General features: G+C 32.0%; 29 protein-coding genes and 1 other RNA gene. 16 read left to right on the forward strand and 14 right to left on the reverse strand.

Features of this window, described 5'->3' with window-relative positions; translation table 11 throughout:
- Positions 1 to 13 precede the first annotated feature (13 nt).
- From RM697_RS02130 to rocD, 4 genes are all read left to right on the forward strand, one after another.
- Positions 14 to 520, forward strand: coding sequence for a hypothetical protein (locus tag RM697_RS02130; RefSeq protein ID WP_311426195.1), 507 nt, complete (start codon positions 14 to 16; stop codon positions 518 to 520).
- Entirely contained in the window at positions 521 to 1,072 is a 552-nt protein-coding gene (locus RM697_RS02135) for an RNA polymerase sigma factor (protein ID WP_311426196.1), read from the forward strand. It abuts the gene before it with no gap.
- Between the two features lie 74 nt (positions 1,073 to 1,146).
- A complete protein-coding gene (locus RM697_RS02140) occupies positions 1,147 to 1,533 on the forward strand; it encodes a DUF6768 family protein (protein WP_311426197.1) in 387 nt (128 codons plus the stop codon).
- 169 nt (positions 1,534 to 1,702) lie between these two features.
- Entirely contained in the window at positions 1,703 to 2,980 is a 1,278-nt protein-coding gene (gene rocD / locus RM697_RS02145) for an ornithine--oxo-acid transaminase (protein ID WP_311426198.1), read from the forward strand.
- 60 nt (positions 2,981 to 3,040) lie between these two features.
- Here rocD and RM697_RS02150 read toward each other — a convergent pair whose 3' ends face one another.
- Both RM697_RS02150 and RM697_RS02155 read right to left on the reverse strand, forming a co-directional pair.
- The gene (locus RM697_RS02150; RefSeq protein ID WP_311426199.1) at positions 3,041 to 3,376 is read right to left on the reverse strand and encodes a CCC motif membrane protein; all 336 of its coding nucleotides are present in this window, start codon (positions 3,374 to 3,376) and stop codon (positions 3,041 to 3,043) included.
- Between the two features lie 11 nt (positions 3,377 to 3,387).
- Positions 3,388 to 3,672, reverse strand: a complete 285-nt coding sequence (locus RM697_RS02155) for a DUF2752 domain-containing protein (RefSeq protein ID WP_311426200.1) — start codon at positions 3,670 to 3,672, stop codon at positions 3,388 to 3,390.
- Between the two features lie 120 nt (positions 3,673 to 3,792).
- On the opposite strand from RM697_RS02155, the gene RM697_RS02160 reads away from it, so the two are divergent.
- Positions 3,793 to 4,005, forward strand: a complete 213-nt coding sequence (locus tag RM697_RS02160) for a hypothetical protein (protein WP_311426201.1) — start codon at positions 3,793 to 3,795, stop codon at positions 4,003 to 4,005.
- Complete coding sequence (locus RM697_RS02165) at positions 3,995 to 4,555, forward strand: DUF8465 domain-containing protein (RefSeq protein ID WP_311426202.1); 561 nt, start codon at positions 3,995 to 3,997, stop codon at positions 4,553 to 4,555. The genes RM697_RS02160 and RM697_RS02165 overlap by 11 nt, the downstream gene beginning before the upstream one ends.
- Here the strand turns inward: RM697_RS02165 and RM697_RS02170 are convergent.
- Positions 4,552 to 5,493, reverse strand: coding sequence for a hypothetical protein (locus RM697_RS02170; protein WP_311426203.1), 942 nt, complete (start codon positions 5,491 to 5,493; stop codon positions 4,552 to 4,554). The genes RM697_RS02165 and RM697_RS02170 overlap by 4 nt on opposite strands.
- Positions 5,494 to 5,614: 121 nt before the next feature.
- On the opposite strand from RM697_RS02170, the gene RM697_RS02175 reads away from it, so the two are divergent.
- Entirely contained in the window at positions 5,615 to 6,754 is a 1,140-nt protein-coding gene (locus RM697_RS02175) for a cysteine desulfurase family protein (protein WP_311426204.1), read from the forward strand.
- The gene (locus RM697_RS02180) at positions 6,751 to 7,383 is read left to right on the forward strand and encodes a CHAP domain-containing protein (protein WP_311426205.1); all 633 of its coding nucleotides are present in this window, start codon (positions 6,751 to 6,753) and stop codon (positions 7,381 to 7,383) included. The genes RM697_RS02175 and RM697_RS02180 overlap by 4 nt, the downstream gene beginning before the upstream one ends.
- On the opposite strand, the gene RM697_RS02185 is transcribed toward RM697_RS02180, so the two are convergent.
- From RM697_RS02185 to RM697_RS02200, 4 genes are read right to left on the reverse strand one after another with little or no spacing between them, the layout of a single operon-like run.
- Positions 7,384 to 8,031, reverse strand: a complete 648-nt coding sequence (locus RM697_RS02185; RefSeq protein WP_311426206.1) for a hypothetical protein — start codon at positions 8,029 to 8,031, stop codon at positions 7,384 to 7,386.
- Positions 8,028 to 8,690 (reverse strand): hypothetical protein, encoded by a 663-nt coding sequence (locus tag RM697_RS02190; protein WP_311426207.1) that lies wholly within the window; start codon positions 8,688 to 8,690, stop codon positions 8,028 to 8,030. Before RM697_RS02190 ends, RM697_RS02185 begins: the two co-directional genes overlap by 4 nt.
- Entirely contained in the window at positions 8,691 to 11,189 is a 2,499-nt protein-coding gene (locus RM697_RS02195) for a TonB-dependent receptor (protein ID WP_311426208.1), read from the reverse strand.
- Between the two features lie 12 nt (positions 11,190 to 11,201).
- Positions 11,202 to 12,887: a M23 family metallopeptidase gene (locus RM697_RS02200; RefSeq protein ID WP_311426209.1), complete on the reverse strand. Its 1,686-nt coding sequence runs from the start codon at positions 12,885 to 12,887 to the stop codon at positions 11,202 to 11,204.
- A gap of 186 nt (positions 12,888 to 13,073) precedes the next feature.
- Here RM697_RS02200 and RM697_RS02205 point away from each other — a divergent pair, with 186 nt between their 5' ends.
- From RM697_RS02205 to rny, 4 genes are all read left to right on the forward strand, one after another.
- Positions 13,074 to 13,364, forward strand: a complete 291-nt coding sequence (locus RM697_RS02205) for a hypothetical protein (RefSeq protein WP_311426210.1) — start codon at positions 13,074 to 13,076, stop codon at positions 13,362 to 13,364.
- 13 nt (positions 13,365 to 13,377) lie between these two features.
- The gene (locus tag RM697_RS02210) at positions 13,378 to 13,671 is read left to right on the forward strand and encodes a cell division protein ZapA (RefSeq protein WP_311426211.1); all 294 of its coding nucleotides are present in this window, start codon (positions 13,378 to 13,380) and stop codon (positions 13,669 to 13,671) included.
- Positions 13,672 to 13,723: 52 nt separating this feature from the next.
- Positions 13,724 to 13,831: non-coding RNA, 6S RNA (gene ssrS, locus RM697_RS02215), on the forward strand.
- 51 nt (positions 13,832 to 13,882) lie between these two features.
- Positions 13,883 to 15,460 (forward strand): ribonuclease Y, encoded by a 1,578-nt coding sequence (rny, locus tag RM697_RS02220; protein WP_311426212.1) that lies wholly within the window; start codon positions 13,883 to 13,885, stop codon positions 15,458 to 15,460.
- Between the two features lie 75 nt (positions 15,461 to 15,535).
- Here the strand turns inward: rny and xerD are convergent, their stop codons facing one another.
- Complete coding sequence (gene xerD / locus RM697_RS02225; protein ID WP_311426213.1) at positions 15,536 to 16,432, reverse strand: site-specific tyrosine recombinase XerD; 897 nt, start codon at positions 16,430 to 16,432, stop codon at positions 15,536 to 15,538.
- A 213-nt stretch (positions 16,433 to 16,645) separates the two neighbouring features.
- Here xerD and RM697_RS02230 point away from each other — a divergent pair, with 213 nt between their 5' ends.
- The 3 genes from RM697_RS02230 (at position 16,646) to RM697_RS02240 (ending at position 18,152) form a co-directional block, all read left to right on the forward strand.
- Positions 16,646 to 17,152, forward strand: coding sequence for a porin family protein (locus RM697_RS02230; RefSeq protein ID WP_311426214.1), 507 nt, complete (start codon positions 16,646 to 16,648; stop codon positions 17,150 to 17,152).
- An 81-nt stretch (positions 17,153 to 17,233) separates the two neighbouring features.
- Positions 17,234 to 17,653, forward strand: coding sequence for a type II 3-dehydroquinate dehydratase (gene aroQ, locus RM697_RS02235; protein WP_311426215.1), 420 nt, complete (start codon positions 17,234 to 17,236; stop codon positions 17,651 to 17,653).
- A 10-nt stretch (positions 17,654 to 17,663) separates the two neighbouring features.
- Positions 17,664 to 18,152: a hypothetical protein gene (locus RM697_RS02240; protein WP_311426216.1), complete on the forward strand. Its 489-nt coding sequence runs from the start codon at positions 17,664 to 17,666 to the stop codon at positions 18,150 to 18,152.
- Positions 18,153 to 18,207: 55 nt separating this feature from the next.
- On the opposite strand, the gene lpdA is transcribed toward RM697_RS02240, so the two are convergent.
- From lpdA to smpB, 5 genes are all read right to left on the reverse strand, one after another.
- Positions 18,208 to 19,584, reverse strand: a complete 1,377-nt coding sequence (lpdA, locus tag RM697_RS02245; protein ID WP_311426217.1) for a dihydrolipoyl dehydrogenase — start codon at positions 19,582 to 19,584, stop codon at positions 18,208 to 18,210.
- Between the two features lie 95 nt (positions 19,585 to 19,679).
- Complete coding sequence (locus tag RM697_RS02250; RefSeq protein ID WP_311426218.1) at positions 19,680 to 21,575, reverse strand: Xaa-Pro dipeptidyl-peptidase; 1,896 nt, start codon at positions 21,573 to 21,575, stop codon at positions 19,680 to 19,682.
- Positions 21,576 to 21,645: 70 nt separating this feature from the next.
- Positions 21,646 to 22,167, reverse strand: a complete 522-nt coding sequence (locus RM697_RS02255; protein WP_311426219.1) for a hypothetical protein — start codon at positions 22,165 to 22,167, stop codon at positions 21,646 to 21,648.
- 27 nt (positions 22,168 to 22,194) lie between these two features.
- The gene (locus RM697_RS02260) at positions 22,195 to 24,777 is read right to left on the reverse strand and encodes a DUF5686 and carboxypeptidase regulatory-like domain-containing protein (protein WP_311426220.1); all 2,583 of its coding nucleotides are present in this window, start codon (positions 24,775 to 24,777) and stop codon (positions 22,195 to 22,197) included.
- Positions 24,778 to 24,802: 25 nt separating this feature from the next.
- Entirely contained in the window at positions 24,803 to 25,261 is a 459-nt protein-coding gene (gene smpB / locus RM697_RS02265; protein WP_311426221.1) for an SsrA-binding protein SmpB, read from the reverse strand.
- Between the two features lie 99 nt (positions 25,262 to 25,360).
- Between smpB and RM697_RS02270 the strand changes: the two genes are divergently transcribed.
- Positions 25,361 to 26,113 (forward strand): DUF6503 family protein, encoded by a 753-nt coding sequence (locus tag RM697_RS02270; RefSeq protein ID WP_311426222.1) that lies wholly within the window; start codon positions 25,361 to 25,363, stop codon positions 26,111 to 26,113.
- Here the strand turns inward: RM697_RS02270 and RM697_RS02275 are convergent.
- Complete coding sequence (locus RM697_RS02275; RefSeq protein WP_311426223.1) at positions 26,099 to 26,983, reverse strand: histidine phosphatase family protein; 885 nt, start codon at positions 26,981 to 26,983, stop codon at positions 26,099 to 26,101. The genes RM697_RS02270 and RM697_RS02275 overlap by 15 nt on opposite strands.
- Positions 26,984 to 26,995: the final 12 nt, after the last annotated feature.

The raw sequence follows: 26,995 nt of genomic DNA on the forward strand, positions 1-26,995 counted from the left end.
TCGTCTATAGTGTATGAAAGTTGTAAATATTCATAAACGTCAAATTCATCAGCCTAAAGAACAAGTATCACGATTGTTTAAAACATTATCTAGTGCAAATGATTTGGTTTGGCCCTATGAAAACTGGCCAGCGATAAGATTTAAAGATGGATTAAGAGTTGGGAGTAAAGGTGGTCATGGACGTATACGATATACAATAATTGAATTTATTGAAGGCGAACGTATAAAATTCCAGTTCACTAAACCTGATGGTTTTAATGGAACACATGAATTAATAATAAATGCTATTAATGATTTGAACACAGAAATAATTCATGAGATTAGAGCAGAAACAACATTTAAAGCTACATTTTTTTGGGTCTTCGTAATTCGTTGGTTGCATAATGCTTTAATTGAAGAGGCTTTTGATAAAGTTGAAAATTATTTTACTGAAACTAAAAAAGAACGGAGATATAATCTTTGGGTAAAGTTACTAAGAGATGTTTACAAAAGAAGAACGTTTCAAACCAAACATGCGTAATTGAAAACTGACCAAAGCATAGATGAAAAATTAGTAGAATCCTTTAAGAAAGGTGATAAAAAAGCTTTAGCTACTTTAGTGAAACGTTGGCATAAACTTTTTTGTAATAAAGCCTATTGGATGGTTAAGGATAAAGATGCTGCAAAGGATATAGCTCAAGATACTTGGGCAATTATAATACATAGAATAAGCACACTTAAAGACCCTAAACAGTTTAAATATTGGGCTTACAGAGTTGTATGTAATAAATCAACAGATTGGCTTCGATTGCAAGCAAAAAAAAGAAATAAGGTTGTAGGTTACACCTTTGAGATTGAAAGCGATAGTACAGAATACTCAGAGAACGATCAATTAAAACAAAAACTATTAAAAGCTATAAATGATTTACCAGTCAACCAAAAGGTCATAGTAAGGCTTTTTTATATGGAGTCTTATAGCCTAAAACAGATTAGTGATTTGCAGAATATATCTGTGGGAACAGTTAAATCGAGATTATTTCACGCAAGAGAAAAATTAAAAACAATTTTAAATATAAAAACCAAGCATAGTTAAAAAGATTTTGCAAATAATAACTTTTATATGCCAACACATTTTTACAATAAACAATAAGAATTAAAAAATGAATTATGAAAACTAAAATGGAAGATATAGATCAATTAATAAAAGAAACACTTACCGAAGAAGAGGCTAAGTTTTATGATGAATTAGAAGAACAAAACTTGTTACAAATGATATCTGGTATTTTTTCAGGAAAAAATAGCTGGATCGTTTATATGATGAGTATAGTGCAAATTGTCTTTTTCGGATTTTTTATCTATTGTGCTATTCAATTTTTTAAGGTTGAAGTCACTAATGATCTTATAAAATGGGGAGTTTTAGGAACGATAGCTTTAATGGGTTCTTGTATGTTGAAACTATTCTCATGGATGCAAATGGACAAAAAAGCGATTGTAAGAGAAATAAAACGACTAGAGTTACAAGTATCTTCATTATCTGGAAAAATTTCTGACTAAGTTTTATATCACAGTTATATTTATTAATTTGCAATCCTCTAGGGATGATTTCTCTCCCACGCTGCTTTTTCAAGGCTTCACCATAACTACATTAATGGTACGCAAAGTCTTTGAAGGAATAAAGGTAGAGCAGGAATGGTTATTTTATTCACATTAAAATTTTATTAAAATGGCTGTTTTAGACCAATTAACGTCGCAAGAAGCGATCGATTTAGAAAACAAGTATGGTGCGCACAATTACCATCCATTACCAGTAGTATTGAGTAGAGGAGAAGGTGTGTATGTTTGGGATGTAGAAGGTAAGAAGTATTATGACTTTTTATCGGCTTATTCTGCAGTGAACCAAGGACATTGTCATCCTAAAATTGTTAATTCAATGACAAATCAGGCACAAACGTTATCCTTAACCTCTCGTGCATTTTATAATGATATGTTAGGACGTTATGAGAAATTTGCAACAGAATATTTCGGGTTTGATAAACTCTTACCAATGAATACAGGTGCAGAAGCTGTAGAAACTGCTTTAAAGTTATGTAGAAAGTGGGCTTATGAAGTAAAAGGTATTAATGAAAATAAAGCTCAGATTATTGTTTGTGAAAATAACTTTCATGGTCGTACAACAACAATCATATCATTTTCTAATGATCCTGTAGCGCGTAAGAATTTTGGACCTTACACAGATGGATTCATTAAAATTGAATATGATAATCTTGAAGCATTAGAAGATGTTCTGAGTAATAATGATAATGTAGCAGGATTTTTAGTAGAACCTATACAAGGTGAAGCTGGTGTGTATGTGCCTTCTGATAGTTATTTAGCAGAAGCAAAAGCCTTGTGCGAAAAACACAATGTATTATTTATAGCTGATGAAGTACAAACAGGTATTGCACGTACAGGGCGTTTATTAGCAACCTGCGGTAATTGTAATTGTTCTGATAAAAATTGTTCTTCTGTGCCAGATGTAAAGCCAGATATTTTAATACTTGGTAAAGCTTTATCTGGTGGCGCTTATCCTGTTTCTGCTGTTTTAGCTAATGATAGTATTATGAATGTCATCAAACCTGGAAATCATGGAAGTACATTTGGCGGCAACCCTATTGCAGCTGCCGTAGCTATTGCTGCTTTAGAAGTGGTTAGACATGAAAAGTTAGCTAAAAACGCCTTTGAATTAGGTAATCTATTCCGAACAGAGTTAAATAAATACATAGAAACTAGTACTATTGTTAATTTAGTAAGAGGTAAAGGTTTATTAAATGCCATCGTTATTAATGACGATGAAGACAGTGATACGGCTTGGAATATTTGTTTAAGGCTAAGAGATAATGGTTTATTAGCAAAACCAACGCATGGGAATATTATTCGTTTTGCGCCACCTTTGGTAATGACTAAAGATCAATTACTAGATTGTGTTACAATTATTATAAAAACCTTGAAAGAGTTTGAATAAAAGGACTACTTATGAAAAAAGGCGATTCCTAAGAATCGCCTTTTTTTATGACTGTTAATTCTATAAATCAAAACCAAGTTGTTTCATAATGTCACTTTGTTGCTCTAGGTATGCACTCCACCCACCAGCTTGGTATACCATATAAACAAAGTATAAGAATACAATTGTTGCAATGGCTAAACCAATGATAGCAATTATTCTTGCGGTATTTGCTTGACTATAATTATCATATAAATCTGGATTCTCATTATAAAGCTTAATGTCTTTATTAGCTAAAAATAAAGCAATACCAGAAAATAATAATCCACCAATACCTGAGCTGCAAAAACAGGCTATAAATGAAATAATACCAAGTACAATAGAAATGGTAGCATTAGGTAATTTTTGTTGTTCCATGTGATAAGTATTTAAGTTGAAATTTTTATGATATAGCTACCAAATATGACAATAACATTTAGGATAGCTAAGGTTATAATTATTTTGTGACTATTTTTAATAGGCTTAATGGCATTAAAAAATACGAAACCAAATAAAGGTATGAGTGTGTATATAGCTGGATACATATGAAATGCAGCACTAAATTCTCCTTTAAAAAGTAATACTACAGACCGTTGTAATCCACAACCCATACATTCAAATCCTAAAAAGGCTTTGTTTAGGCATGGTAACATATATTCTTCTGGACTAGTCATTGCATCAAAAATAATGAAAAAGCTAGTACTGTTATTTTTTATGATAATTTTTCTAAACCTAAATCTTAATTTATTATGTTTATTATTGTATTCCAAAATATATAAGACATAGTTAATATTATGAATTATTCAAGAATTTTAAGTTTACTCTGTATTCTTTTTGGTGGAGCAGTTGCAATATATGCTCAGGCTGATGCTGATCAAAATCTATATATACTCATTGGAGGTATAGTACTTTTAATGCTTGGTTTATATAGAATCTCTAGAAATATTCCAAGTAAAAATGATAACCAAGATACTACGGTAACCGAAGATCAAGACGATGAACTTTAAAGTTGGTGATACAGTGTCTGTATTAGATGATGATATAACTGGTAATGTCGTTAATATTATTGGACAAACCATTACCATTTTATCTACAGATGATTTTGAATTTAATTTTGAAACGCATGAGTTGGTAAGAGTAAATAATGAAGTTTCGTTAGAAACTTCATTATTTAAAGATACGTCCTTAAATAGTATTATTGAAGAAAAGGAATCTAGTGTAAAACAACAATCCAAAAAACTAAAACCAAAGGATCGTGCCAAGCCAATTTTAACAGTAGATCTTCATATTCATAAGTTAGTGGATTCTGTTAAAAATATGACAAATCACGATATGCTAAATCTACAGCTTAATACAGCAAAGCGTCAACTCGAGTTTGCAATACAAAAGCATATTCAAAAATTGGTGTTTATTCATGGCGTTGGTGAAGGTGTACTTAAAATGGAATTAGAAACCATGCTTCGAAGATATAACAACCTTAAATTCTATGATGCAGATTATAAAAACTATGGCTATGGAGCCACTGAAGTATATATTTTTCAGAATGTTAAACCTTAATTAAAAATAGTTGTTCTTTCAATTGGAGAACCATTTTCTACCTTAATTCCAAAGACACTAAAATCTATATTTTCAAAATCTCCAAAAGCAACATTTCCAAGCGTTATGGTAGTTGTAAATGTTCTAGATATAAAGTGACTTCTATATGCTGTAGCAGGGAAGGATTCTGTTATAGCACTATTCAAATAATCTGCTCCAACCTCATCATTTGTAATGTCATTTAGCGGATTATTATCTTGGCTAATACGCTCCTCATCTCTTGTAGGTACACCATCTCCATCATCATCATTATCTAAATAATTTGGTATGCCATCAGAATCTGTATCTAAAGGATTTGTAAAAGGGTTATCATCACTATCATCTTCAAAATTTTCATCAATGGTGTATACATTATCACCATCATCATCTTCATCTAAGTAGTTTGGTAATCCATCACTATCAGTATCTGTAGGATTTGTGGCAGGATTATTATCATTATCTAAATTTTCGTCCTCATCTTCCCAAGGAATACCATCATTATCATCTTCAAACACAATCACTTCAAAATTTGCAGTACCTTCGGTATCTTCTTCATCAAGTGTTATAGTTACAGAAGGTGGAATAGGAGAGCAAAACAATTCAGCACCATTTATAGAAATGTCACTGTAGCGTCTGTAATTAAATACGTTAGTGCTGTTTATGCTTTTATCTATACTTATGGTTTCTGTAACATCTTCTAAAATAGTATCAAAAGCTCTTAAATCCTCTATGGTAATATCATTGATGTACAAGGATAATGATTCTGAAGGATCATCAATGGTTTTATAAAAAATTAAACCATCATCCTCGCAATAATCAAAATCATCACCAAACTCTAATTGAGCTGTAATAATATCACCATCATCACAAGAGCAAATTAGTAAAAAGGTGCATAATAGTGTAATAAATTTTCTTGTCATAGTATATCTATAGATCACAAAAATATAAGAATTGTAGTTTTAAAACGTGTTCTAATACCTTAAATTTTATGACTCTTTTGAATTTATGATTTTATTCTGAAAATATTGCATCTTTGTACCTATGCAACAGGTATATTTAGATAATGCTGCAACAACACCTTTAAGAACAGAGGTTATTGATAAAATGGCTGAAGTATTGAGGTCTAATTTTGGCAACCCTTCCTCAACACATAGTTTTGGACGATCCTCAAAATCAATCATTGAGCAATGCAGAAAAAATATTGCTGCTCATTTCAATGTAGAAGCTTCTGAAATTTGTTTCACTTCTGGTGGTACTGAAGCTGATAACTTAGTATTACGAAGCGCTGTTAGAGATTTAGGAGTGGATGTTATAATTACTTCTAAAATAGAGCATCATGCTGTATTACATACTGTTGAGCATCTTGCAAAAGAGTTTAGTATAGATCTAAAATTTGTTGAAGTAGATGAGCAAGGTCATGTTAATATAAGTCATTTAAAAAGCTTACTAATTACATCTAAAAAGCCTCTAGTTAGCTTAATGCATATTAACAATGAAATAGGTAATATTTTAGATATTGAGCAAGTAGCTAAGACAGTTAAGTCAGCTAATGGATTATTTCATAGTGATACTGTGCAATCCATTGGACATTATAAGTTAGATCTTGCTGAATTACCTATTGATTTTTTAGCTGCTAGCGCTCATAAATTTCATGGTCCTAAAGGTGTAGGTTTTGCTTTTATTCGTAAAAATTCAGGATTAAGACCTTTAATTATTGGAGGAGATCAGGAGCGTGGTTTGCGAGCAGGAACTGAGGCTGTTCATAATATTGCAGCTTTGGATGAAGCACTCTCAATAGCGTATAAAAATCTTGAAGACGAAAAAGCTCATATAAAAACACTGAAACGCTATTTCATTGAGCAGCTTAACGCTAACATACCTAATGTAACATTTAATGGAGCATCAGGTCATATAGATAAAAGCACATATACCTTGCTCAGTGTTCGTTTACCATTAAAACCAGAAAAGGCCGCAATGCTTCAATTTCAATTAGATTTAAAAGGAATTGCTTGTTCTAAAGGTAGTGCTTGCCAAAGCGGAAGTACACAACAATCACATGTTCTGTCTGCTATTTTAAGCCATGCCGAATTACAAAAACCTTCAGTAAGATTCTCGTTTAGCATTTATAACACTAAAACAGAAGTAGATTACGTTGTTGATGTACTTAAATCATTAGTGTGAAGGGTTTAGCTATTTATTTTGGTTTACTTTTTTTAGTCTTGTCTTGTAAGGATAATACGTCTAAAAAGTATTCATCTCCAAATCGAAAAGTGCTTTCAAATTCTAAAAGCAAAGAAAACCCTGTACCATTTAAAGTGTCTAAAATAGGTGACACTTTAGATGTTTTTAATGGTGTTTATGTAATTTACAATAAGTCAATTTCAAATACCTCTGGTCGACATCTCACAAAAGATGGCTATAATTTAGGTTTAAAATGGCAATGTGTAGAATTTGTTAAGCGATATTATTTTGAACACCTAAATCACAAGATGTCTAATTCTTACGGACATGCTAAAGACTTTTACAACGCTAATTTAAGTGATGGATCTATTAATTCTGATAGGAATCTGATGCAGTTTTCTAATAGAAGTAAAACAAAACCTAAGGTGAATGATCTATTAATTTTTGATGGTAATATTTTTAATAAATTTGGTCATGTAGCTATAATCTCAAAAGTTAGTGAAGATACCATTGAGATAGTGCAACAGAATGTAGGTAAGCATTCAAGAGATACTATTGATTTAGAATTTAAAGACAATAAATGGTATTTAGATGATTCTGAAATTTTGGGATGGTTGCGGAAAAACTAGCTAATATATTTTGTAACCTATTTCTTTACAAGCTTCTAGGATTGTTTGCTTACCATATTCACCGTATACGCAAATAAATTCTCCGTTTTGATTAACTATAGCAAAGCTTCCGTATCTAATGTAAAATGGAAAAAATAGTTTTTGGATATTTTTATTTTTATCAAATAACCATTTAAATCTATCTGTATGATGAGTTTCAATCCCTTCACTATTGCCATAAACCCATAAGAATTCAAACTTATTAGTTTTTTTAAGTTTACGGATGTAATCTTTATGATACCTATTCCATTTAGACAGCCTATTTCCAGGATATTTATTCTCATATCCTGGATAATATTGAATTATTATTATATTATTTCTGTTTATTTTGAAAGTGTTTATTTCATCAATAGAATGGTACAAAAACTTTAATTGTTCTGGGCTAAGCCTACCCAATCTTTTACTTGGAAATTTTTTGTAGAAATAAGCCGTATCATTTTCGAAATAAAGATTTATGTTACGAATACCGTTGTAACTACTTTTTCTCTCAAATTCCTCTAAAGAAATAATACTCTCATCAATATCTTGATAATAAATTGGTTTTTCTTTGTCTTGACAATAAGATATTGAAGAGAATACAATAAAAATTAAAAAGATAAAAGATTTCATTTATCAGATTTTTTCATTTCATCTACTACATCTAATACAGTTGGCGCTCCAGATTCTCCAAATACTGAGATATATTCTCTAGTTTTATTATTGATGATGACAAAACTATTGCAAGAGTAGTGGTATTTAAAAAACATATTTTCTACATATTGGTCTTTATCTGATTGCCATTTTATAATACCTTTTTTAGTAAAATTAAGCTCACTATCTTTTTGATGAATCCAAAACACTGAGTAGTTTTCTTTTCTCCTTAAATGTTTTACATATTTAGTACTAAAAATATTTCTTGGAATTTTATGGACATTAAACGTTCTACCACCATTACATTGGTCTTTCCCTGGATGATAAAGAATTAAAGTATAATAGCTTATAATTTTTTTACTGTTATCTTTAATTTGGTTTAATAGGTTTAAATGTTCATTTTCTTTAAGTATACCATAATTTTTTCTTGGTATTAGTTTACTAACAAAACAAGTGTCATTTTCGAGATAAATATTTAAGTAACCACCATTATCAATTGGTTTTCTTTTTTTTTCAATAAATATTTTTTTTGTGATTATGGCACCATCAACATCAATGTAATAAATAGGCTTCTCTTTGTTTTGACAAAAAGCTAGCAAGCTAAAAAACAATATAAAAGATGTAGCAAGATGTTTCATTTAAAACCGAGCTGACAATCTTATATTAAAAATACGTGGCGATAAAAAGTTAGGAATAGCAAATTGTCTTTTGGTATACACATCTCTAACCCAAGTGTTGGTAATAGAATTTTGATTATTAAACATATTGTAGATTTCTATACCTAAAGATAATTCTTTAAAAGGTTGTTTCCATCGTGAAGTATATTCGTTTCGTTTCTTTTTCTCACGATCAACCAATACATAAGAAATACCTAAATCTGCACGTCTGTAATCGCGCAAACGCACCTGAAAATCATAAGGATCTGCATAACTAGGAGAACCACCAGGAACTCCTGTGTTATATACCAGGTTTAAGTACATTTTTAAATCAGGAATATTTGGTACGTAATCCTGAAATAATATACCAAACTTAAGACGCTGGTCTGTTGGTCTCGCTATATAACCACGACCATCTATGTTTTCTTCGGTTTTAAGATATCCAAAACTAAACCAAGATTCGGTACCAGGAACAAATTCACCATTTAGTCGCAAATCTATTCCATAAGCATAGGCTTTGGCATTATTACGCGCTCTGTAACGAATCCTGACATTTTCTAAAGTATATGGATTAACATCAGACATGTTTTTGTAATAGGCTTCAGAAATGAGTTTAAAAGGTCTGTCCCATATTTTAAAACTATACTCATTCCCAAGAACAACATGTATGGATCGCTGCGCTTTTACGTTAGGTTGAACTATACCAGAGGAATCTCGTAACTCTCTGTAAAAAGGTGGCTGATAATACAAGCCTGCGGAAGCTCTAAAAAGCATATCTTTTTCCCAATCTGGTTTAATGGCAAACTGACCACGAGGACTAAACACTACTTGGTTTGACGAGGTTTCACCTAATTGATTAGGTACTTCACTATCAACACTCCAACTATGCATTCTGGCACCAAGGTTATAAAACACTTCATGGTTACCAAGCAAACCTCGCTTGCTCCATTGTGCAAATGCTTGTATACGATTTATAGTAACACTATTGGTAGCTCTAACATTCTGAAAAGCCGTTAAAGGCCCTTCAAAAGGTGCGTAAGGTTGCTCGTTTGGAAATTGAAAATTAGGAGGTCTAATAGAAAATCCTGCAGAGTCAATCACTTCCCACTCAACCAAACGGTCTCTTATATCTTCTCTATTATATTTTATGGACCATTCAATAGTTGCCTCATTATCAATATCATCTTCAATTTTATAATCACCTCTGTGCTGAACAGTTGTAATTAAGGCATCTAAATCATTACGTGCATGCGTAAGTTGTGAGCCAATACCTTCACTAAATTCAACTTCACCTAAATTTTCATCTCCAATATTGGTATTAACTTCACCTAATCGGTATTGTGCTAAAATATCAAAATACTCTTCTTCAGTGGTATGATACGCAGAAGCCATGAGTTTTAGTGTAAGATTTTCATTGACAAAGTAATTAGCTTTAAAGGCGCCAAAAGTGGTTTGGTAACGTGTTTTTTCTTGACCATCATAGAATACCAATAGCGCAACTGGGTCTTGCAAGGTACCGAAGTTGGTTTGCCTATTTGTTGGCTGAAATTCGTATCGATTTAATGATAGATTACCTAGAAAATTTAATTGAAATTTATCCGAGAAATTATAGGTTAAGTAGGTTTGAATATCTCCAAATTCTGGTATAACATTACCTTCTGTTTCTAAATTATTTAAAATTAAACTATTATTTCTATATCGAAGACCTGTAATTCCAGAGAATTTAGAATCCTTAGACATAGTCTCTACAGCTACGCTACCTCCAAGTAAACTTAAATCTGTTCTAATTCCAAAGCTAACAGGCTTTCTGTAGGTAATATCTAATACTGAAGATAATCGATCTCCATATTTAGCTTGCCAACCACCAGCAGAAAAATCAACGTTTTGAACCATATCAGAATTTACAAAACTTAATCCTTCTTGATTTCCTGAACGTACCAAAAAGGGTCTGTAAACTTCTATTTCATTGACGTATACTAGGTTTTCATCAAAATTTCCACCACGTACGGAATATTGGGTACTTAATTCATTTGAAATGTTAACTCCTGGTAAAGTCTTTAATATATTTTCAACTCCAGGTTGTGCGCCTTTTATGGTTCTAATGAGTTCTGGAGAAATTGTAGTAACACCTTCAACTGATTTTCTAGAGTTTCCAATTACTACTACAGGTACAATCTGTTCTACATTCTCATTCATTAAAGGATTAAACTCATAAACTTGACCATTTTTTAAGTTTACAGTAATAACAATACGTTTGTGCGATAAATGGGTAAATTCTATGGTTAAATCTTGATCACTTGGTATTTTTAAACTAAAAAAGCCATTATTATTGGTTGTGGTTCCTAATGATCCTGCTTTAATACTAACATCTGAAAGTGGCTCTTGGTTAGCATCTAAAATAACACCTGTTATGGTTGCGGTTTGTGTAAAACCAAGTATTGGTATTAATATAATGAGTAAGCGAAAAAGTAGTGCTTTCAAGTGTGTTAGGTTTTATTTTTTATAAAAGGTTGCTTCAAATGTAGAACTATTTCCGACATTATCTGTAACGATAATCTTTAAATTATTTTCTGAATCTTGTATTACATTGTCTTCAAAATCATAAACTAATAGATCTGTTTTATAGTCATATTCCATTAAAATCCATTTACCATTTATAGTAGCTCTATAATTACTTATTCCTGAGTCTTCATCTTCAATCTTAACTTTTAGTTTAGTTAACTTACTTACCCATTTTCTATTCTGAAAGTTAATGGGTTTAATTATAGGTTTTTCTAAATCAGCCTCTAATGTAAAGGTGCCTAATAGTTTTGTTCTGGCAGAAATAAGATCTCCTTTTTTAGTGGTGTAAACATAACTTGGAGTTCTTTTGTAGCCAAACAATCTGGCAATGTAAAGTTTGCTTTTATCCTCTCCTTCATAACTGCTAATATCGTAAGTTATTGTGAGGCTTTTCTGCAGAGGAATTTCATCTCTATGTAGTGTTAAGGTATCGCTTCTAACACTAAAATCTATATGAAAATCATCATAAAATGTACCATTTGGAATATAAACCGAAACGTCCTGATCTTTTAAACTAGCAACTTGGTCTGCATGAATAAAATACTGACTAGACAGTTCTGTTTGTATGGGTTTTGGTGCTTTGTATTTACCTAGAATAGGAATAGTAAGCCAACTTTCATTGCCTTTAAAATCTCTTAATCTTACCTTGTAAACAGATGAGGTGCTGTCTTCAATTTTCAAATAACCATCTGCATTAATATCTTTGTATAAACTCAATGAATTTCCGTTCTGTACAAATAACTTTTGTATTCTAGATCGCTTACTTTTATATACCTCATAGTCAATTAAACGATTTATATGCTTGGTTTCACTAAAGCTGAAGCGTTTAAAATCTAGTTCAAAGTTTTTATTGCCATTAAAAAAACTCTGTATGTTACTCAATCCGTTTTTATTAGGTGCCATATCTTGCTGATCGTAACTAACAATACCAAAACCTATTTCACCAAAAGCTTTTATAGGCTCTACAGAATAATCTCCATTTTTATTAGGAATTAATCTAAGTTCTTTTCTTGAGTAAGAATCGTTAACATGTGAGGCATCTGTTTTAGGATAGGCATAAACCGCAGAAATAAAAGGGGCTTTGGTGTCCTTAATATCTATACCAAACAACATTGGGTTTATTGGTCGTTCAGCATTATCTCTTATCTCAAAATGAAGATGAGGACCTCCAGAACCACCAGAGTTTCCTGAAAATGCAATAATTTCACCTTTACTTACAGGCAGTTCAGAAGGATCAGGAAACACCTCTACTTCATAGGATTCTTTTTGGTATTGGCATTCTTTAATGTAGCGTTCAATAGCATCATCAAACTTTTTTAAATGTGCATAAACAGTTACATAACCATTAGGATGTGTAATGTATATAGCTTTACCATAACCATAATGCGATATCTTAATTCTACTCACATAGCCATCTGCTGTTGCATAAACATTTAATCCTGTACGTTGTTGTGTTTTAATATCTAATCCTGAGTGAAAATGATTAGAACGTAACTCGGCAAAAGTTCCAGATAATACTAATGGTATATCTAATGGTTCTCTAAAATAATCTTTGGGATATTCAACTTGAGCGGAACATAAACCAGTTAATAATAAAAAAAAGATCAATGATCTCATATACAAGTAAAGGGTATTGACTAGCTAAAATATTAATTTGTTTGAACCCAACAAATATTGAGTCATTAATTATTATGTTTTGCTATTGTACATAGTAATACGTGTTAAAACGAAAAAATATTGTGAAACAGTTTTAATTTCTAACTTGGAATGTTAACTTTGTGAGGTAAGTATTGTTATTTGCAAATGAGTAAAATTGAAGATATTGTTGATTCCTTAGAGAATAAAATCAGCAAAGTTCTGCACAAACAAGAGGTTTTGAGGCAAACTAATGCAAAATTATCTGAAGAATTAGTAAAATATCAGCAAGAAGTCATAAGACATCAAGAAGAGTTAAGTACTTGGATAGATAAATATGAATCACTCAAAGTAGCCAATGCAATGCTAGGCAGTGATGATAATAAACGAGATACTAAGCTCAAAATAAATACATTAATAAGAGAAATTGACCATTGTATAGCGCAATTGTCAGAATAATCTAAAACATGTTATGGCAGAGCAGCTTAAAATAAAACTTTCTATAGCCAATAGAGTATATCCATTAACGATAGCTCCAAGCCAAGAGGAAGGTTTACGAAAAGCAGCTAAGAAGATTGAAGCCATGATTAGTCAATTTGAGCAAAATTACTCTGTAAGAGATAAACAAGATGTTTTAGCCATGTGTGCTTTACAATTTGCATCTCAAACAGAACAAAAAAATATAGATACTATACATGTTAGTGAAGAGGTTGAAGACAGATTAGCTGCTTTAAACGATTTACTAAAATCACATCTAGTATCGTAACGTTCTTTAAAATAAAAGGTTACTGCCTACATTAGTTATTATTTTTTGATAAACTCAACGTTAATTCTTTAAAAAGGGTGAGTTTAAGCTGTAAGAACAAGCCATCTTAGAATGGATCTTCGACCAGTTTGTTAGCCCTAAACTTGTTTTTAAGGAGTTTATACAGAATCCAAAACTGATGTAGGCTTTTTTTATACACTAAACTAAAAATATGGATACAAACACAATATTAATGATCGTAGGTGGAGCAGTTGTTGGTGTTATTATTGGTTATATCATTGCTAAGTCATTAGAAAAAAGCAATGCATCAAAAATCATTAAAAATGCGCAAAGCGAAGCTAAAACTATATTAAAAGAGGCAAAGATTGAAGGCGAGAGTCTCAGGAAAGAAAAAGAATTAAAGGCCAAAGAAAAGTTTATTGAACTTAAAGCAGAACATGAGAAAGTTATTTTATCTCGTGATAAAAAAATGGCCGAAGCTGAAAAACGTACTCGAGATAAAGAATCGCAAATAAGTAATGAGCTTTCTAGAGCTAAAAAGGCTACGCAAAGCCTAGAAGATAAAATTAAAGATTACGATTTCCGCTTAGAATTTGTTGACAAGAAAAAAGAAGAATTAGATAAAGCACACAAAAGCCAAATCAAACAATTAGAGGTTATCTCAGGTTTATCTGCTGAAGATGCTAAAGAGCAACTTGTAGAGTCACTCAAAGAAGAAGCTAAGACTGACGCCATGTCTTTTGTACAAGATAAAGTAGAAGAGGCTAAGCTAACTGCACAACAAGAAGCAAAAAAGATTATAATTAATACCATACAACGTATTGGTACCGAAGAAGCTATCGATAACTGTGTTTCTGTATTTAATATTGAATCAGACGACGTAAAAGGTAGAATCATTGGTAGAGAAGGACGTAATATTAGAGCCATAGAAGCAGCCACAGGAGTAGAAATTATTGTAGATGATACACCAGAAGCAATTATCTTATCATGCTTTGATTCTGTAAGAAGAGAAATTGCTAGACTATCACTTCATAAATTGGTAACAGATGGTAGAATTCATCCAGCACGAATAGAAGAGGTTGTTCGTAAAACTGAGAAACAGATTAACCAAGAAATTATAGAAGTCGGTAAACGCACTGTCATCGATTTAGGAATTCATGGTTTACATCCAGAATTAATTAAACTCGTTGGTAGAATGAAGTATCGTTCGTCTTACGGACAAAACTTATTGCAACACTCTAGAGAAGTTGCTAAACTATGTGGTGTTATGGCAGCAGAGTTAGGATTAAACCCAAAATTAGCCAAGCGAGCAGGACTTTTACACGATATTGGTAAAGTACCATCTTCTGAAACTGATGTAGAGACTCCTCATGCTATTCTAGGTATGAAATGGGCCGAAAAACATGGTGAAAAATCAGAAGTTTGTAATGCTATTGGAGCTCACCATGATGAAATTGAAATGACAACGCTATTATCACCAATTATACAAGTTTGTGATGCTATTTCAGGAGCTCGACCAGGAGCTCGACGACAAGTTTTAGATTCTTACATACAACGTTTAAAAGATCTCGAAGCAGTTGCTTTCGGATTTACAGGTGTTAAAAAGGCCTATGCCATACAAGCTGGTAGAGAACTAAGAGTTATTGTTGAGAGTGAAAAAGTCTCTGATGATGTTGCTTCAAAACTGTCTTTTGAGATATCTCAGAAAATCCAAACAGATATGACCTATCCAGGACAAGTTAAGGTTACTGTTATTAGAGAAACCAGAGCTGTAAATATTGCTAAATAGTTAAAAAAAACATTAAAGATTAGAGTATTTATGGTCTTTTTGAGCTTAAGCTTAATTTTGCTCTAATATCTATTATCATCGTCTAGGATGAAATGTTTCTAAGATATCTTTTAGATGCGACTTATCTAAATGAACATATATTTCAGTGGTAGTTATACTCTCATGGCCAAGCATCATTTGTATAGCTCTTAAGTCTGCGCCATTTTCTAATAAGTGTGTTGCGAAAGAATGCCTAAATGTATGTGGAGACACATTCTTTTTTAAACCAATTTTTTCTACGAGCTGTTTTATTATGGTAAATATCATAGCTCTGGTCAATTGCTTACCTCGCCTATTTAAAAATAAAATATCCCTATGTTCTTCAGTAATAGTTTGATGATTTCTAATACTATTTCTGTAAATATCAATATACTTCTGAGTAGATGCTCCAATTGGCACAAAACGCTGCTTATCACCTTTACCAGTAACTTTAATAAAACCTTCATTAAAAAAGAGGTCAGAGATTTTTAGATTAATAAGCTCGCTTACACGTAGACCACAACTGTATAAAGTTTCTAAAATAGCTCTATTACGCTCGCCTTGAGGTTTTGATAAATCTACTGCATTAATAATAGAATCTATATCATTAATATTTAATGTATCTGGAAGTTTTCGTCCAATTTTTGGTGATTCAATGTGTTCTAAAGGGTTGGTTTTTCTATAATTTTCAAAAACTAGATAATTAAAAAAGCTTCGTAATCCAGAAATTAAACGCGATTGTGATCTTGGATTAAGAGATTTTGATGCATCATAGATAAACGATTGTATGGTTTCAGAATCTATGGTTACAGGAGAGCTTTCGTTATGGTGCAGATTAAGAAATCCTATTAATCGCTCTACATCATGAGTATAACTATCTATAGAATTCTTTAATAAACCACGTTCTAATTTTAAGTAGTGCTTAAAATCAGTTAAAATCTGCTTCCAAGTCATTTAATAATCAGCTTATAAGAGTAAAATTAAGTTATTATCTAAGTAATATGTCGTATTTTTTACAGTAATTGTTAATAACGATAAAATTAAAATTCTGAAAATCAATTAATTAAATTTTTATGTTTATTAAATTGTTAATAAGTAGCTTTTTATTTTTTAATATGTCAAAAAAAAGTGTTTAGTTTGCTTATCAATTTTAAAACTTAAAGAATTATGAAAAAATTATTTTTTGCAGCTTTAGCTGTATTTGCTTTTGCTTCAGTTGATGCACAAACTGGCTTTGGTTTAACCGCTGGTTATTCTAATGTCTCTATCGATGGAGAATCTGGTTCTGGTTTCAATGTAGGTGCTTTTGCTGATATTGGAATTTCAGATAGTTTTAGTGTACAACCAGAATTAGTTTACACAAATTCATCTAGTGAAGATGTGACTTACAATTTATTTAACGTTAATGCTATGGCTAAGTACCATGTATCTGAAGAATTTAGCATTTTAGCTGGTCCGCAGATTGGTTTTGCTAGTGGTGATGTTCCTGATGCATTAGACATGGCTTTTGGAGATGACTTTTCATCATTAAATTTACAATTAGCTCTTGGTGTAGCATATTCTTTTACTGAGAATATTTTTGCTCAAGCACGTTATGGTTTCCAATTAAACGAACACGTTGAAGGAATTGGTTCTGTTAATACATTAAACGTTGGTGTAGGATACAGATTCTAAATCTAACGCATTTAATACAAAATAAAAAAAGAGACAATTAAGTCTCTTTTTTTATGCTCTAAAAAGTAATATCTTTACTATATGAAGACATTAATTATCATCAATGGTCCAAATCTCAATCTATTAGGTAAGCGTGAGCCTAATATTTATGGTAGTTTAAGTTTTACAGAATTTTTACAAGAGATAAAGCAAAAGTATTCTGAGATTAAAATTGAGTATTTTCAAAGTAATATAGAAGGAGAGCTTATAGATAAATTACAAAGCGTTGGGTTTTCTTATGATGGCATAATTCTTAATGCTGCGGCGTATACTCATACTTCAGTTGGTATTGGAGATGCTGTAAAAGCTATTAAAACACCTGTTGTTGAGGTTCATATTTCTAATACGTTTTCTAGAGAGGAATTTAGACACCATTCATATATTTCGCCTAATGCTAAAGGTGTAATCTTAGGATTTGGTTTGCAAAGTTATGAGTTAGCTATAGAGAGTTTTATGAAATAGCTGTAATATTATGAAAGTATCTAAATTAATTATTAGTGTAGTTTTTTTTAGTCAGTTGATTTTCTCTCAATCAGAGTCTAATACAAGATTTGGTATAAAAGGTGGTGTAAGCCTTACATTTTTTAATCAATTTGATGGAGCAAATTTTGGATTTGATCAAAGAGTTTTAACTGAAGCCTATGGAGGCGTTTTTGTAGATTTTAAAATAGATGAAGGATTTCATATACAACCAGAATTACTCTATATTGGACTTGGTGATTTTGAGTTTTTAAATGCTCCTATTTATGTAAAGTACGATGTAGCAAAAGCAATAAGCCTAGCTGTTGGGCCAAGTATGAATTACTTTTTCGATTTATTTGTAAATAAATTTAAGATCAGAGGTGATATCAATACGGCATGGCATCTTAATGATGATTTAGATATTAATTTAAAGTATACATTAGGCTTTGAAGAGTTTTCACCTAAAGTCTTATTTATTGGTCTTGGATATCGCTTCTAATAAAAAAAAGCGATCCATTACTGAATCGCTTCTTTAGTTATAATTTATTTATTTTTTAAAGATGAATAACTTCATCATAAGCATCTGCAGTAGCTTCCATAACCGCTTCGCTCATTGTTGGATGAGGATGCACAGCTTTTAAAACTTCATGACCTGTAGTTTCTAGTTTTCGTCCTAATACAGCTTCGGCAATCATATCAGTTACACCAGCTCCAATCATGTGACAGCCTAACCATTCGCCATATTTAGCATCGTAAATGACTTTTACAAAACCATCTTTAGCACCTGAAGCACTGGCCTTACCAGAAGCTGAAAATGGAAACTTTCCAACTTTGATGTCATAGCCTTCCTCTTTGGCTTTTTTCTCTGTTAAACCAACGCTAGCGACTTCTGGATGGCAATAGGTACAACCAGGAATATTTCCGTAGTCTAAAGCCTCAACATGCTGACCAGCAATTTTCTCTACACACAAAATACCTTCAGCAGAAGCAACGTGAGCTAATGCTTGGCCTGGAGTAACATCACCAATAGCATAATAACCGGGAATGTTAGTCTGATAGTAATCATTTACTAAAATTTTATCTCTATCTACAGCAATACCAACATCTTCTAAACCAATATTTTCGATATTAGATTTAATACCAACGGCTGAGAGTACTAGATCTGCTTCTAAGATTTCTTCTCCTTTTTTTGTTTTTACTGTTGCTTTTACACCTTTTCCTTTGGTATCAACACTTGTTACTTCTGCAGAGGTCATGATGTTAATTCCAGATTTTTTAAAGCTACGCTCTAATTGTTTAGAGACATCTTCATCTTCTACAGGAACAATATTTGGCATATATTCTACTATAGTAACTTCAGTTCCCATAGAATTATAGAAATACGCAAACTCAACACCAATGGCACCAGAACCTACAACAATCATTTTCTTTGGCTGCTTATCTAATGTCATAGCCTCTCTATAACCTATGACATTTTTTCCATCTTGTGGTAAGCTAGGTATCTCTCTAGAACGAGCTCCTGTAGCAACAATAATATGGTCAGCGCTATATTCTTTTCCGTCAACATCTACTTTTTTTCCAGGTTTAAGTTTACCAAAACCTTCAATAACGTCTATTTTATTTTTCTTCATTAAAAACTGAACACCTTTACTCATTCCATCAGCAACACCTCGACTACGTTTTACAACAGCATCGAAATCATGCTCAGCATTCTTAACTTTTAAACCATAATCTTCTGCATGCTTTAAGTATTCAAAAACTTGAGCAGATTTAAGAAGTGCTTTTGTTGGAATACAGCCCCAATTTAAACAAACTCCACCAAGACTTTCCTTTTCAACTATAGCTGTTTTAAAGCCTAATTGTGAGGCTCTAATCGCTGTGACATAACCACCTGGTCCACTTCCTAAAACAATAATATCGTATTTACTCATTGTATAAACGTTTAAATTCTAAAATTGAAGCACAAATTTAGGGAATTCCTATTGGAATTTCTAACCCTTTAATATTAATAATTACAGAATATTAACTAGTTATTTGTAGCTTTACTATAGCTTGCTTTTCCACCTAAGATTGGTAATGTTAAGCTTGTGTCTTCTAATTTAATAGTAAGTTCTGTGCCAGCCTCAGGTAATAAGGTAAAATTACTATCGCTTGAAAAAATCATTAGCCCAATTTGCTGACCTTTTTTAATAATTTGATCGTCTGGTTGTAAATCGAAAGTAACCGTGTAAAATTTCCCAGGTTCCAAAGGTTCACTTTCAGTAAGCGATTTATAATTTTGAGGATCTGCCCAACCTCTTGTTATTATGTTCTCAGTAATTCTAGTTTTTTTTGTATTGCCTGCATTCCAAGGTAAGGATACTAACCAAACTGAAAGATTGGCTGCAGGCTTACTACTAGATAAGGTAATACTCACTTTTGGAACGCCTGAAATATGCAAATCTTCAGTAAGTATAGGTGTTGTATATAACAAACGATTTTTAGAAGTTTCGGCAGTAGCTAAGTCTTTACCTGAGAATGAGTAATCGTCTACAAGCGTCTCTTTACCATTTGTTTTTTTGGAGGACAGAGTTCCTTTTGTATTGCCTCCAGCACCTAATTGTAGGGTAACATCTTTCGCATCAGGATTTGGATAATCCTTATAAGCTGTAGGTTTTGCCATGTCATCAAATTCTCTAACGATCCAAGCTCTAGCATCTTGTTCTACACCATTTTCTACACCATGTAAATAACGCGTAAACCAACGATTCATCATAGTTATTGGTGGTGGACCTCCATGTCCAAACTGATGATAGTAAATTTGTGTTGGCAATCCCATTTCCTTAGCTTTTTTATAAATTCTATAGCTATGCTCTGGCATCACATTCCAATCATTAAAACCATGAGACATTAGTAAGGCAGCTTTCATGGGTTTCATATCGTTTAAGTAATCTCTACTTGCCCAAAACTCATTATAATCACCAGATGCTCTATCCATACCATTTGCCATTTCTGTATCACGAACCGTTTTATTAGCGTAATCTCTTTTTCGGATGAATTTCTTAGAGGACTTACTGTCCTTAATGTATTCTTTATTAGGTATTAATTCTTCGCCACCACTATTGATGAAGTCGTATAATACATCTATATCTTCTCCTAAATAGCCACCAGGAGAACGTACCAATCCGTTAGATCTATAATAATGATAGTAGGATGTGTTTGGTGCAATAGGAATAATAGCTTCCAAGCCTTTAACTCCTGTTGTAGCAGCAGCTAAAGGTAATGTGCCATTGTATGAAGTTCCAGTCATACCAACTTTTCCTGTAGACCAAAAGGCTTCTACTTTTTCATTTCCATCTGGTGAAGTATAGCCATTTGCTCTTCCGCATAGCCAATCGACAACTGCTTTTGGTGCTAATGACTCATTGTCGCCACCAACAGTTGGAGCACCTTGAGATAAGCCAGTTCCAGGTGAAGACGAATGCACAACGATATAACCACGAGGCACCCATTTTCCAATATGTGAATTTGAAATGATAGGTCGCTGTCCACGTCGTGTGACTTCAGGATGCATACGTTCTGTTTTAGAGGCTTCGCCTAATTCATGTTTAACATCCCAAAACAGACCATCGACATCACCAGCTACACCAGCAAAATAAGGGCTAGTGACATAAATTATAGGCAATTTTAGACCTTCTGAGTCTGTCTGTGCTGGCCTAGTTACAGAAACATGCATACGATCTGGTTTGTCATCACCATCTGTATTAAATTCTGTTTCTACCCATAAATCATGTCGTATCCATTTATCAGGATTACTAAAAGCACCTACAATTTGAGCTTCACCATCTTTAAAAACAGGTTTTGCATTTTCTTGTGCTAATGCAGTAATACCAATTAAAAAAGAAAAGAATAGTAATAAGGATTGCTTATAAACTTTAATCATGATTTGATATTTTATGTGAATTTGAATATTGTAAAGTTATAGTTTTTGATAAGAAAAAATTTATTAGAGATCAATCTGGTAAATATGCTTTGGGTATTGGATTGTCTTTAGATTCTTGTTGCCAATAGATATTTACAATCCACCAACGTTGACCATCATTTAGTAATTGAATGCTATTAATGCCACGCATAAAGGGTTTAGTGTCGTTTTTACTTTTGAAAGATTCGTAAGAACTGAATACTTGAGTAATATTACCAAAAGTTTGAACTGTTCTATGAAGTTCTTTTTCGTAGAATCCATTTTCAATGAGCCATTTACCCGAAGATTCTATATAATCTTGAGGCGACATGTAGCGTACAACATGTATATTGTCTTTGTCTCTTCCTGAAGGAATTAGTTTTGCATTTGGTTTAAATAGGTATTTAAACAAGTCCCAATTACGTTCTTCTCCTTTTTCTCCTGAGATCACACTATATAAAGTTTCAATGGTAGAGTCTAAGGTTTTTACATATTTTGAATAATCTGTTGTTTGCTGAGCTAAAGTATTGCTAAGACATAAGAGTAGAGCAATTAGAGATATGCTGAATTTCATAAAATATGATTAATCCTCTAAAGATACTTAAAACAATTTCAACCCAAACAAAATAGCATCACTTTGAAAGCCGCTTTGATAAGAACGAACGTAATCTATTCGTAAAAACCTAAACTTTCCCCAACCTATATTGTCTAAACCAATAGTGTATTCTTGGTAAGGATTATTGCCAGGTGTTGCTAAGGCGTGTGCACCAACTACAAGATTAAAATTGAGTTTTTTAAGTAGTGGAATTCTACCTAAAATAAAACCATTAAAGTCATGCTCAGCATGCATTTCTAAATACGAATCATTAGTACTTGCAGTATAGTATGGCAGGTTATTAAATACATCTAAATACGATCCTGAACCAATTTGAGTTTGATTACCATTAAAATGTTGATAATCTACAAAAGCTATATCATCTGCATTAAAGAATTTACCAGCTCTTATATTATACTGAAAACGTCCTTTATCTGCTAGATTAAGTCCTTGTCGTATTCTAATCTTAATCTGATCAAAATCATAGTCAGAAATAGAAGATGAAAATCCTTTTTCGTAACCTAAAATAACAGTAGGATATTTAGAATTTTGAATATTGAATTTCCCATTAGGATAGCTTAGATAATTTTGAGCAAAATTAATACGTGCTAAAACATTTAATTTCATAATGCTATGCGTATCAAAAGGTGCTACACCAAATGCGTTTTCGTTTAGTGGATTATTACTTGTATAATCCCTGTTATCTTGAGGATACCAAGCTTGGTCTGTAGTGTTAAATAAGGCTTGTCGTCTTTGATATCCTATACTAGCATTAACTCTAAATCCGTTGAACAATTCATTAGAATAAGACGCTTGAATGAAACTGTTTTCAAAAATCTTCATGAAATTTTGTTCAGAAAACAAAGAGAATCCTGTATTTAAACTTTTTGATATTGGATTACTCGTATTAAATTGTTGCGTTACAACACCACCCGAAAGTGTTAAAAATGGTCTACTTTTATTATTAAACTTATAGGTTGCAGAAATACTACCTCGTAAACGATCATCACTAAAGCCATAATTAATATTTCCTCTTATGGAGAAGTAACGTTCATAATTTTCATCAAATCCTTTAGTGTAGTAAGCACCAACATTTGCATTCCAACCTTGAACTGTGTTAAAACTAATAGCTTCTATAGGAGACGTGATTCCTGCACTCCAGTTTTCGTAAGAGTTACTATAATTGTAACCTCCTATAATATTGCCTAGTTTAAATTTGTTTCTTACTGTATCTACAGAATCTTTATATTCTTTAGAATCTCTGACGATTTGAATACTATCCTTTTTTATATAATCAGTTATTTCTTCTGTGGTTAAAGGTACTGGTCTTATCGTATTCCAAAACGTCGAATCCTTTTTATTAGCTTCATTCTCAAAGGATACAATTTCTCTTGTGAAATTATTTCGTGTTAATCCTGGATTAAATTCATAATTGCTATACACTGCTGTAAATCTGCCATCACCTTTTATTCCAAATATGCCATATTTGAAATCAATATTTTGAGAAATTTTAGCCCAAATATTATCACTTTCTGAATAGGAGAAATTTTGCGTAATTCTGATTTTATCTACAGCAGGAATACGTGCTTGTATACCTGTGATGTCTAATTCTGCAGCATAAATTGTCCACTGATCTTCAACGATGTAGATGTAACCTTCAAAAACAGGGTCGTTTTCTCGTCTGGGTGTTGCTTTTATTTTATTAATAAGATTTCCTCTAACATCATAGAATACACCTTCTAGTTTAAAGCGATAATAACCAAAGGCATTATTAGCAATTGGTGTGATAATCTGATTTCCGATTTCAACAGTATTACTGTATAAATCGTAATCTACATCTATAGCATTATTAAAGCTAAATCCGTTGTCATTACCACTAACTTTAGATGCTAGTATTTTTTCTTTTAGCTTGTCTGGTCTTAGAAATTCTAATTTAGAAACCGTTTCTGATAAATAGATAACACCACTTCTAGTAGAATCTAATCCACCACCTAAATCTCCAATCTCTTCTCCAAGTATTTTTTCTGGAGCATCTTTAATACGTATTAAACCACGAGAATAAAAGTTAGATTTATAACTCTGAATTTTACTCTGGTTTTCTTTACGCTTAGCTATTGCTTTTCGTATTATAATATTAGCTGGATTTTCTTCGGCATTGATAACCACCTCATCAAGCGATATATCTTCCTCTATAAGAGCAGCATTTAACTGATAAGGAAATGATTGAATATCTACTTGCTTCTTAACGGTTTTAAAACCTAAATACTGAAATACAACTGTATAAGATCCTGTTTTTGTGACGTTAAGCTCGTAAACACCATCCTCATTACTAGTGGTACCTATATAGGTGTTTTCAATAAAAATGTTCACAAAGGATAAGGGTTCGTTTTTGGTATTACTAACTATCCCAGTTATTTGCGCAAAAGTTTGAAAACTTACTAAAAAAAATAATGTTATAGCGAAGTAGCGTTGAGCTTTATACATAGTTGTCGATTGGTGTTCTATTACTATAGACGTATAATTTAGTAAAAAGGTTGCCTGGAATAGAGTAATAAATGTTAAAGCACCAAACATAGATATATTTGACACTATAAAGAGTTATAGCAATCTTAAATTATTTAAAATTTTTCTTAATACGGTCGAGGTTACGTTTGTTGTCTCTGTCTTTAATGGTCTCTCGTTTATCAAAAATTTTCTTTCCTTTGGCTAATGCTATTTCAAGTTTTGCAAAGCCATTTTCATTAATATATAAACGTAACGGAATAACCGTTAGACCTTTGGTGTTAACATCGCGTTCTAGTTTTTTGAGTTCTTTCCTGTTTAATAATAACTTACGCTCAGCTTTAGGCTTATGATTAAAATACGTGCCATATAAGTATTCTTCTATGGTCATGTTAATCACAAAGAGTTCGCCACGCTCATTAAACTCACAAAAGCTTTCTGCAATAGAGGCTTTACTATACCTAATAGATTTTATTTCTGTACCAGTTAAAACAATACCTGCAGTATACTTATCCAGAATTTCATACTGAAATTTGGCCTTTTTGTTGAGTATGTTTACGTTTTTTTGCACAGTGGTCAAAGGTAATTGTAAAAGTAATAAGTAATAAGTAAAAAGGTTAAAAATGTAATCAAAGACTTAGCTTTACGACTTTAATACGAAAGCTGTAATATGAGATATTTAGTTGTTATTTTTAGTTTAGTCTTATTTGCTTGTAATGAAAAGCCTAAATCTAAAAGTTTATCAGCAGATGACATAGTAAATAAATCTATTGCGATTTCTGGAGGTGAGAAGTTTGGGAATTCTAAAATAGAATTTGATTTTAGAGATAAGCATTACTTGGCTAAGCGTAGTAAAGGCAATTTTATATTAACAAGAGCTTTTAAAATTGATGAAGACTCGGTTTTTGACATACTATCTAATGAAGGTTTTGAGCGCTTTATTAATGCGGATTTTATTAAACTTCCAGATTCAACTAAGGTGAAGTATACAGCTTCAGTAAACTCAGTACACTATTTTTCAGTTTTACCTTATGGATTAAATGATGGTGCAGTTAATAAAAAATTATTACGGGGAGTTACAGTAAAAGGCCAACCATACTATAAAATTAATGTAACATTTAACGAAGATGGAGGAGGAGAAGACTTCGAAGATGTATTTATTTACTGGATTAATAAAAATACGTTTAAGGTTGATTATTTAGCCTATTCTTATAATGAAGATGATGGAAAAGGCTTACGGTTTAGAGAATCCTATAATGAGCGCACTACTAATGGTTTGCGCTTTGTGGATTACAATAATTACAAACCAAAAGATAATACTATAGTACTTTCTAATTTAGATCAACTCTTTGAAACTGATAGTTTGATATTGTTGTCTAAAATTGAGTTAGAAAATATTAGTGTAGATCTAATTAATAACTAGTAGTTCACTGGTTATTGAATCTCCTAATACTTTTATTATATATACATTACCATTACTAGAATCATTTATTAGCTTGTATTTTTTTTCACCAAGTACAGCATTGGCAAACATTGGTGTTGTATTGCTGTGACCAACCACTAAAACCGTTTTTCCTTTATTGGTTTCCATAAAAGCTTTTCCGTCTAATTTTCTAGGATCATAAAGTGATATCTCAACATTGTTTTGTTTTGCGGTAGGTAAGGCAGTTTCTTTTGTTCTGTTGTAATCTGTAGAGTACACTAGATCAAACTTTACATTAGAGAAAATCTTAGCCCAATGCTCTGCACGTTCTAAGCCTTCTTTGGTTAAGTGAGGATTTCTGTTGGTTTTGTCGCTTCTGTCTTTTTCCGCATGTCTAATAAAATAATATGTTGTTGTTTGTTCTTCAACCTCTTTTTGATAAGGTCCTTCCCAAATCACTTGTTCAATCATCCATTTACCATTATCTTTAGAAAGAAGCACATAGTCAATTCCCCAATTAGCTGTGACTTTAGCAGATGCAATATGATTTCCAATGTCTAGTACTTTAACATTCCTAATTTTATTTTCATCTCTTGTTTTACCTTCTGTTTTCATTTTTGTTACAAAAGCTAGAGCTTTGTCATAACTCATATGATCGTAATAATCGTAATTACCAGACTCTTTATTTTTCCAGTACCCAAACTTATTAAGTCTAGGTTTTATTGCTGCTTTTAACTTAAGAGTATCGCCTTTGTAAAAAGCATCTATATAATTGTTAAGTGTAGCTTCTATTTGCTCCTGATCTGATTTTTCTTGACCAAACGAAAAGAAAGTAAATAAGATGAAAGTTAAAGTCAGAAAAGATTTCATTAGCCTAAGTGA

The sequence above is a fragment of the Microcosmobacter mediterraneus genome (assembly GCF_031846265.1).
GTDB classification, from domain to species: Bacteria; Bacteroidota; Bacteroidia; order Flavobacteriales; family Flavobacteriaceae; genus Microcosmobacter; species Microcosmobacter mediterraneus.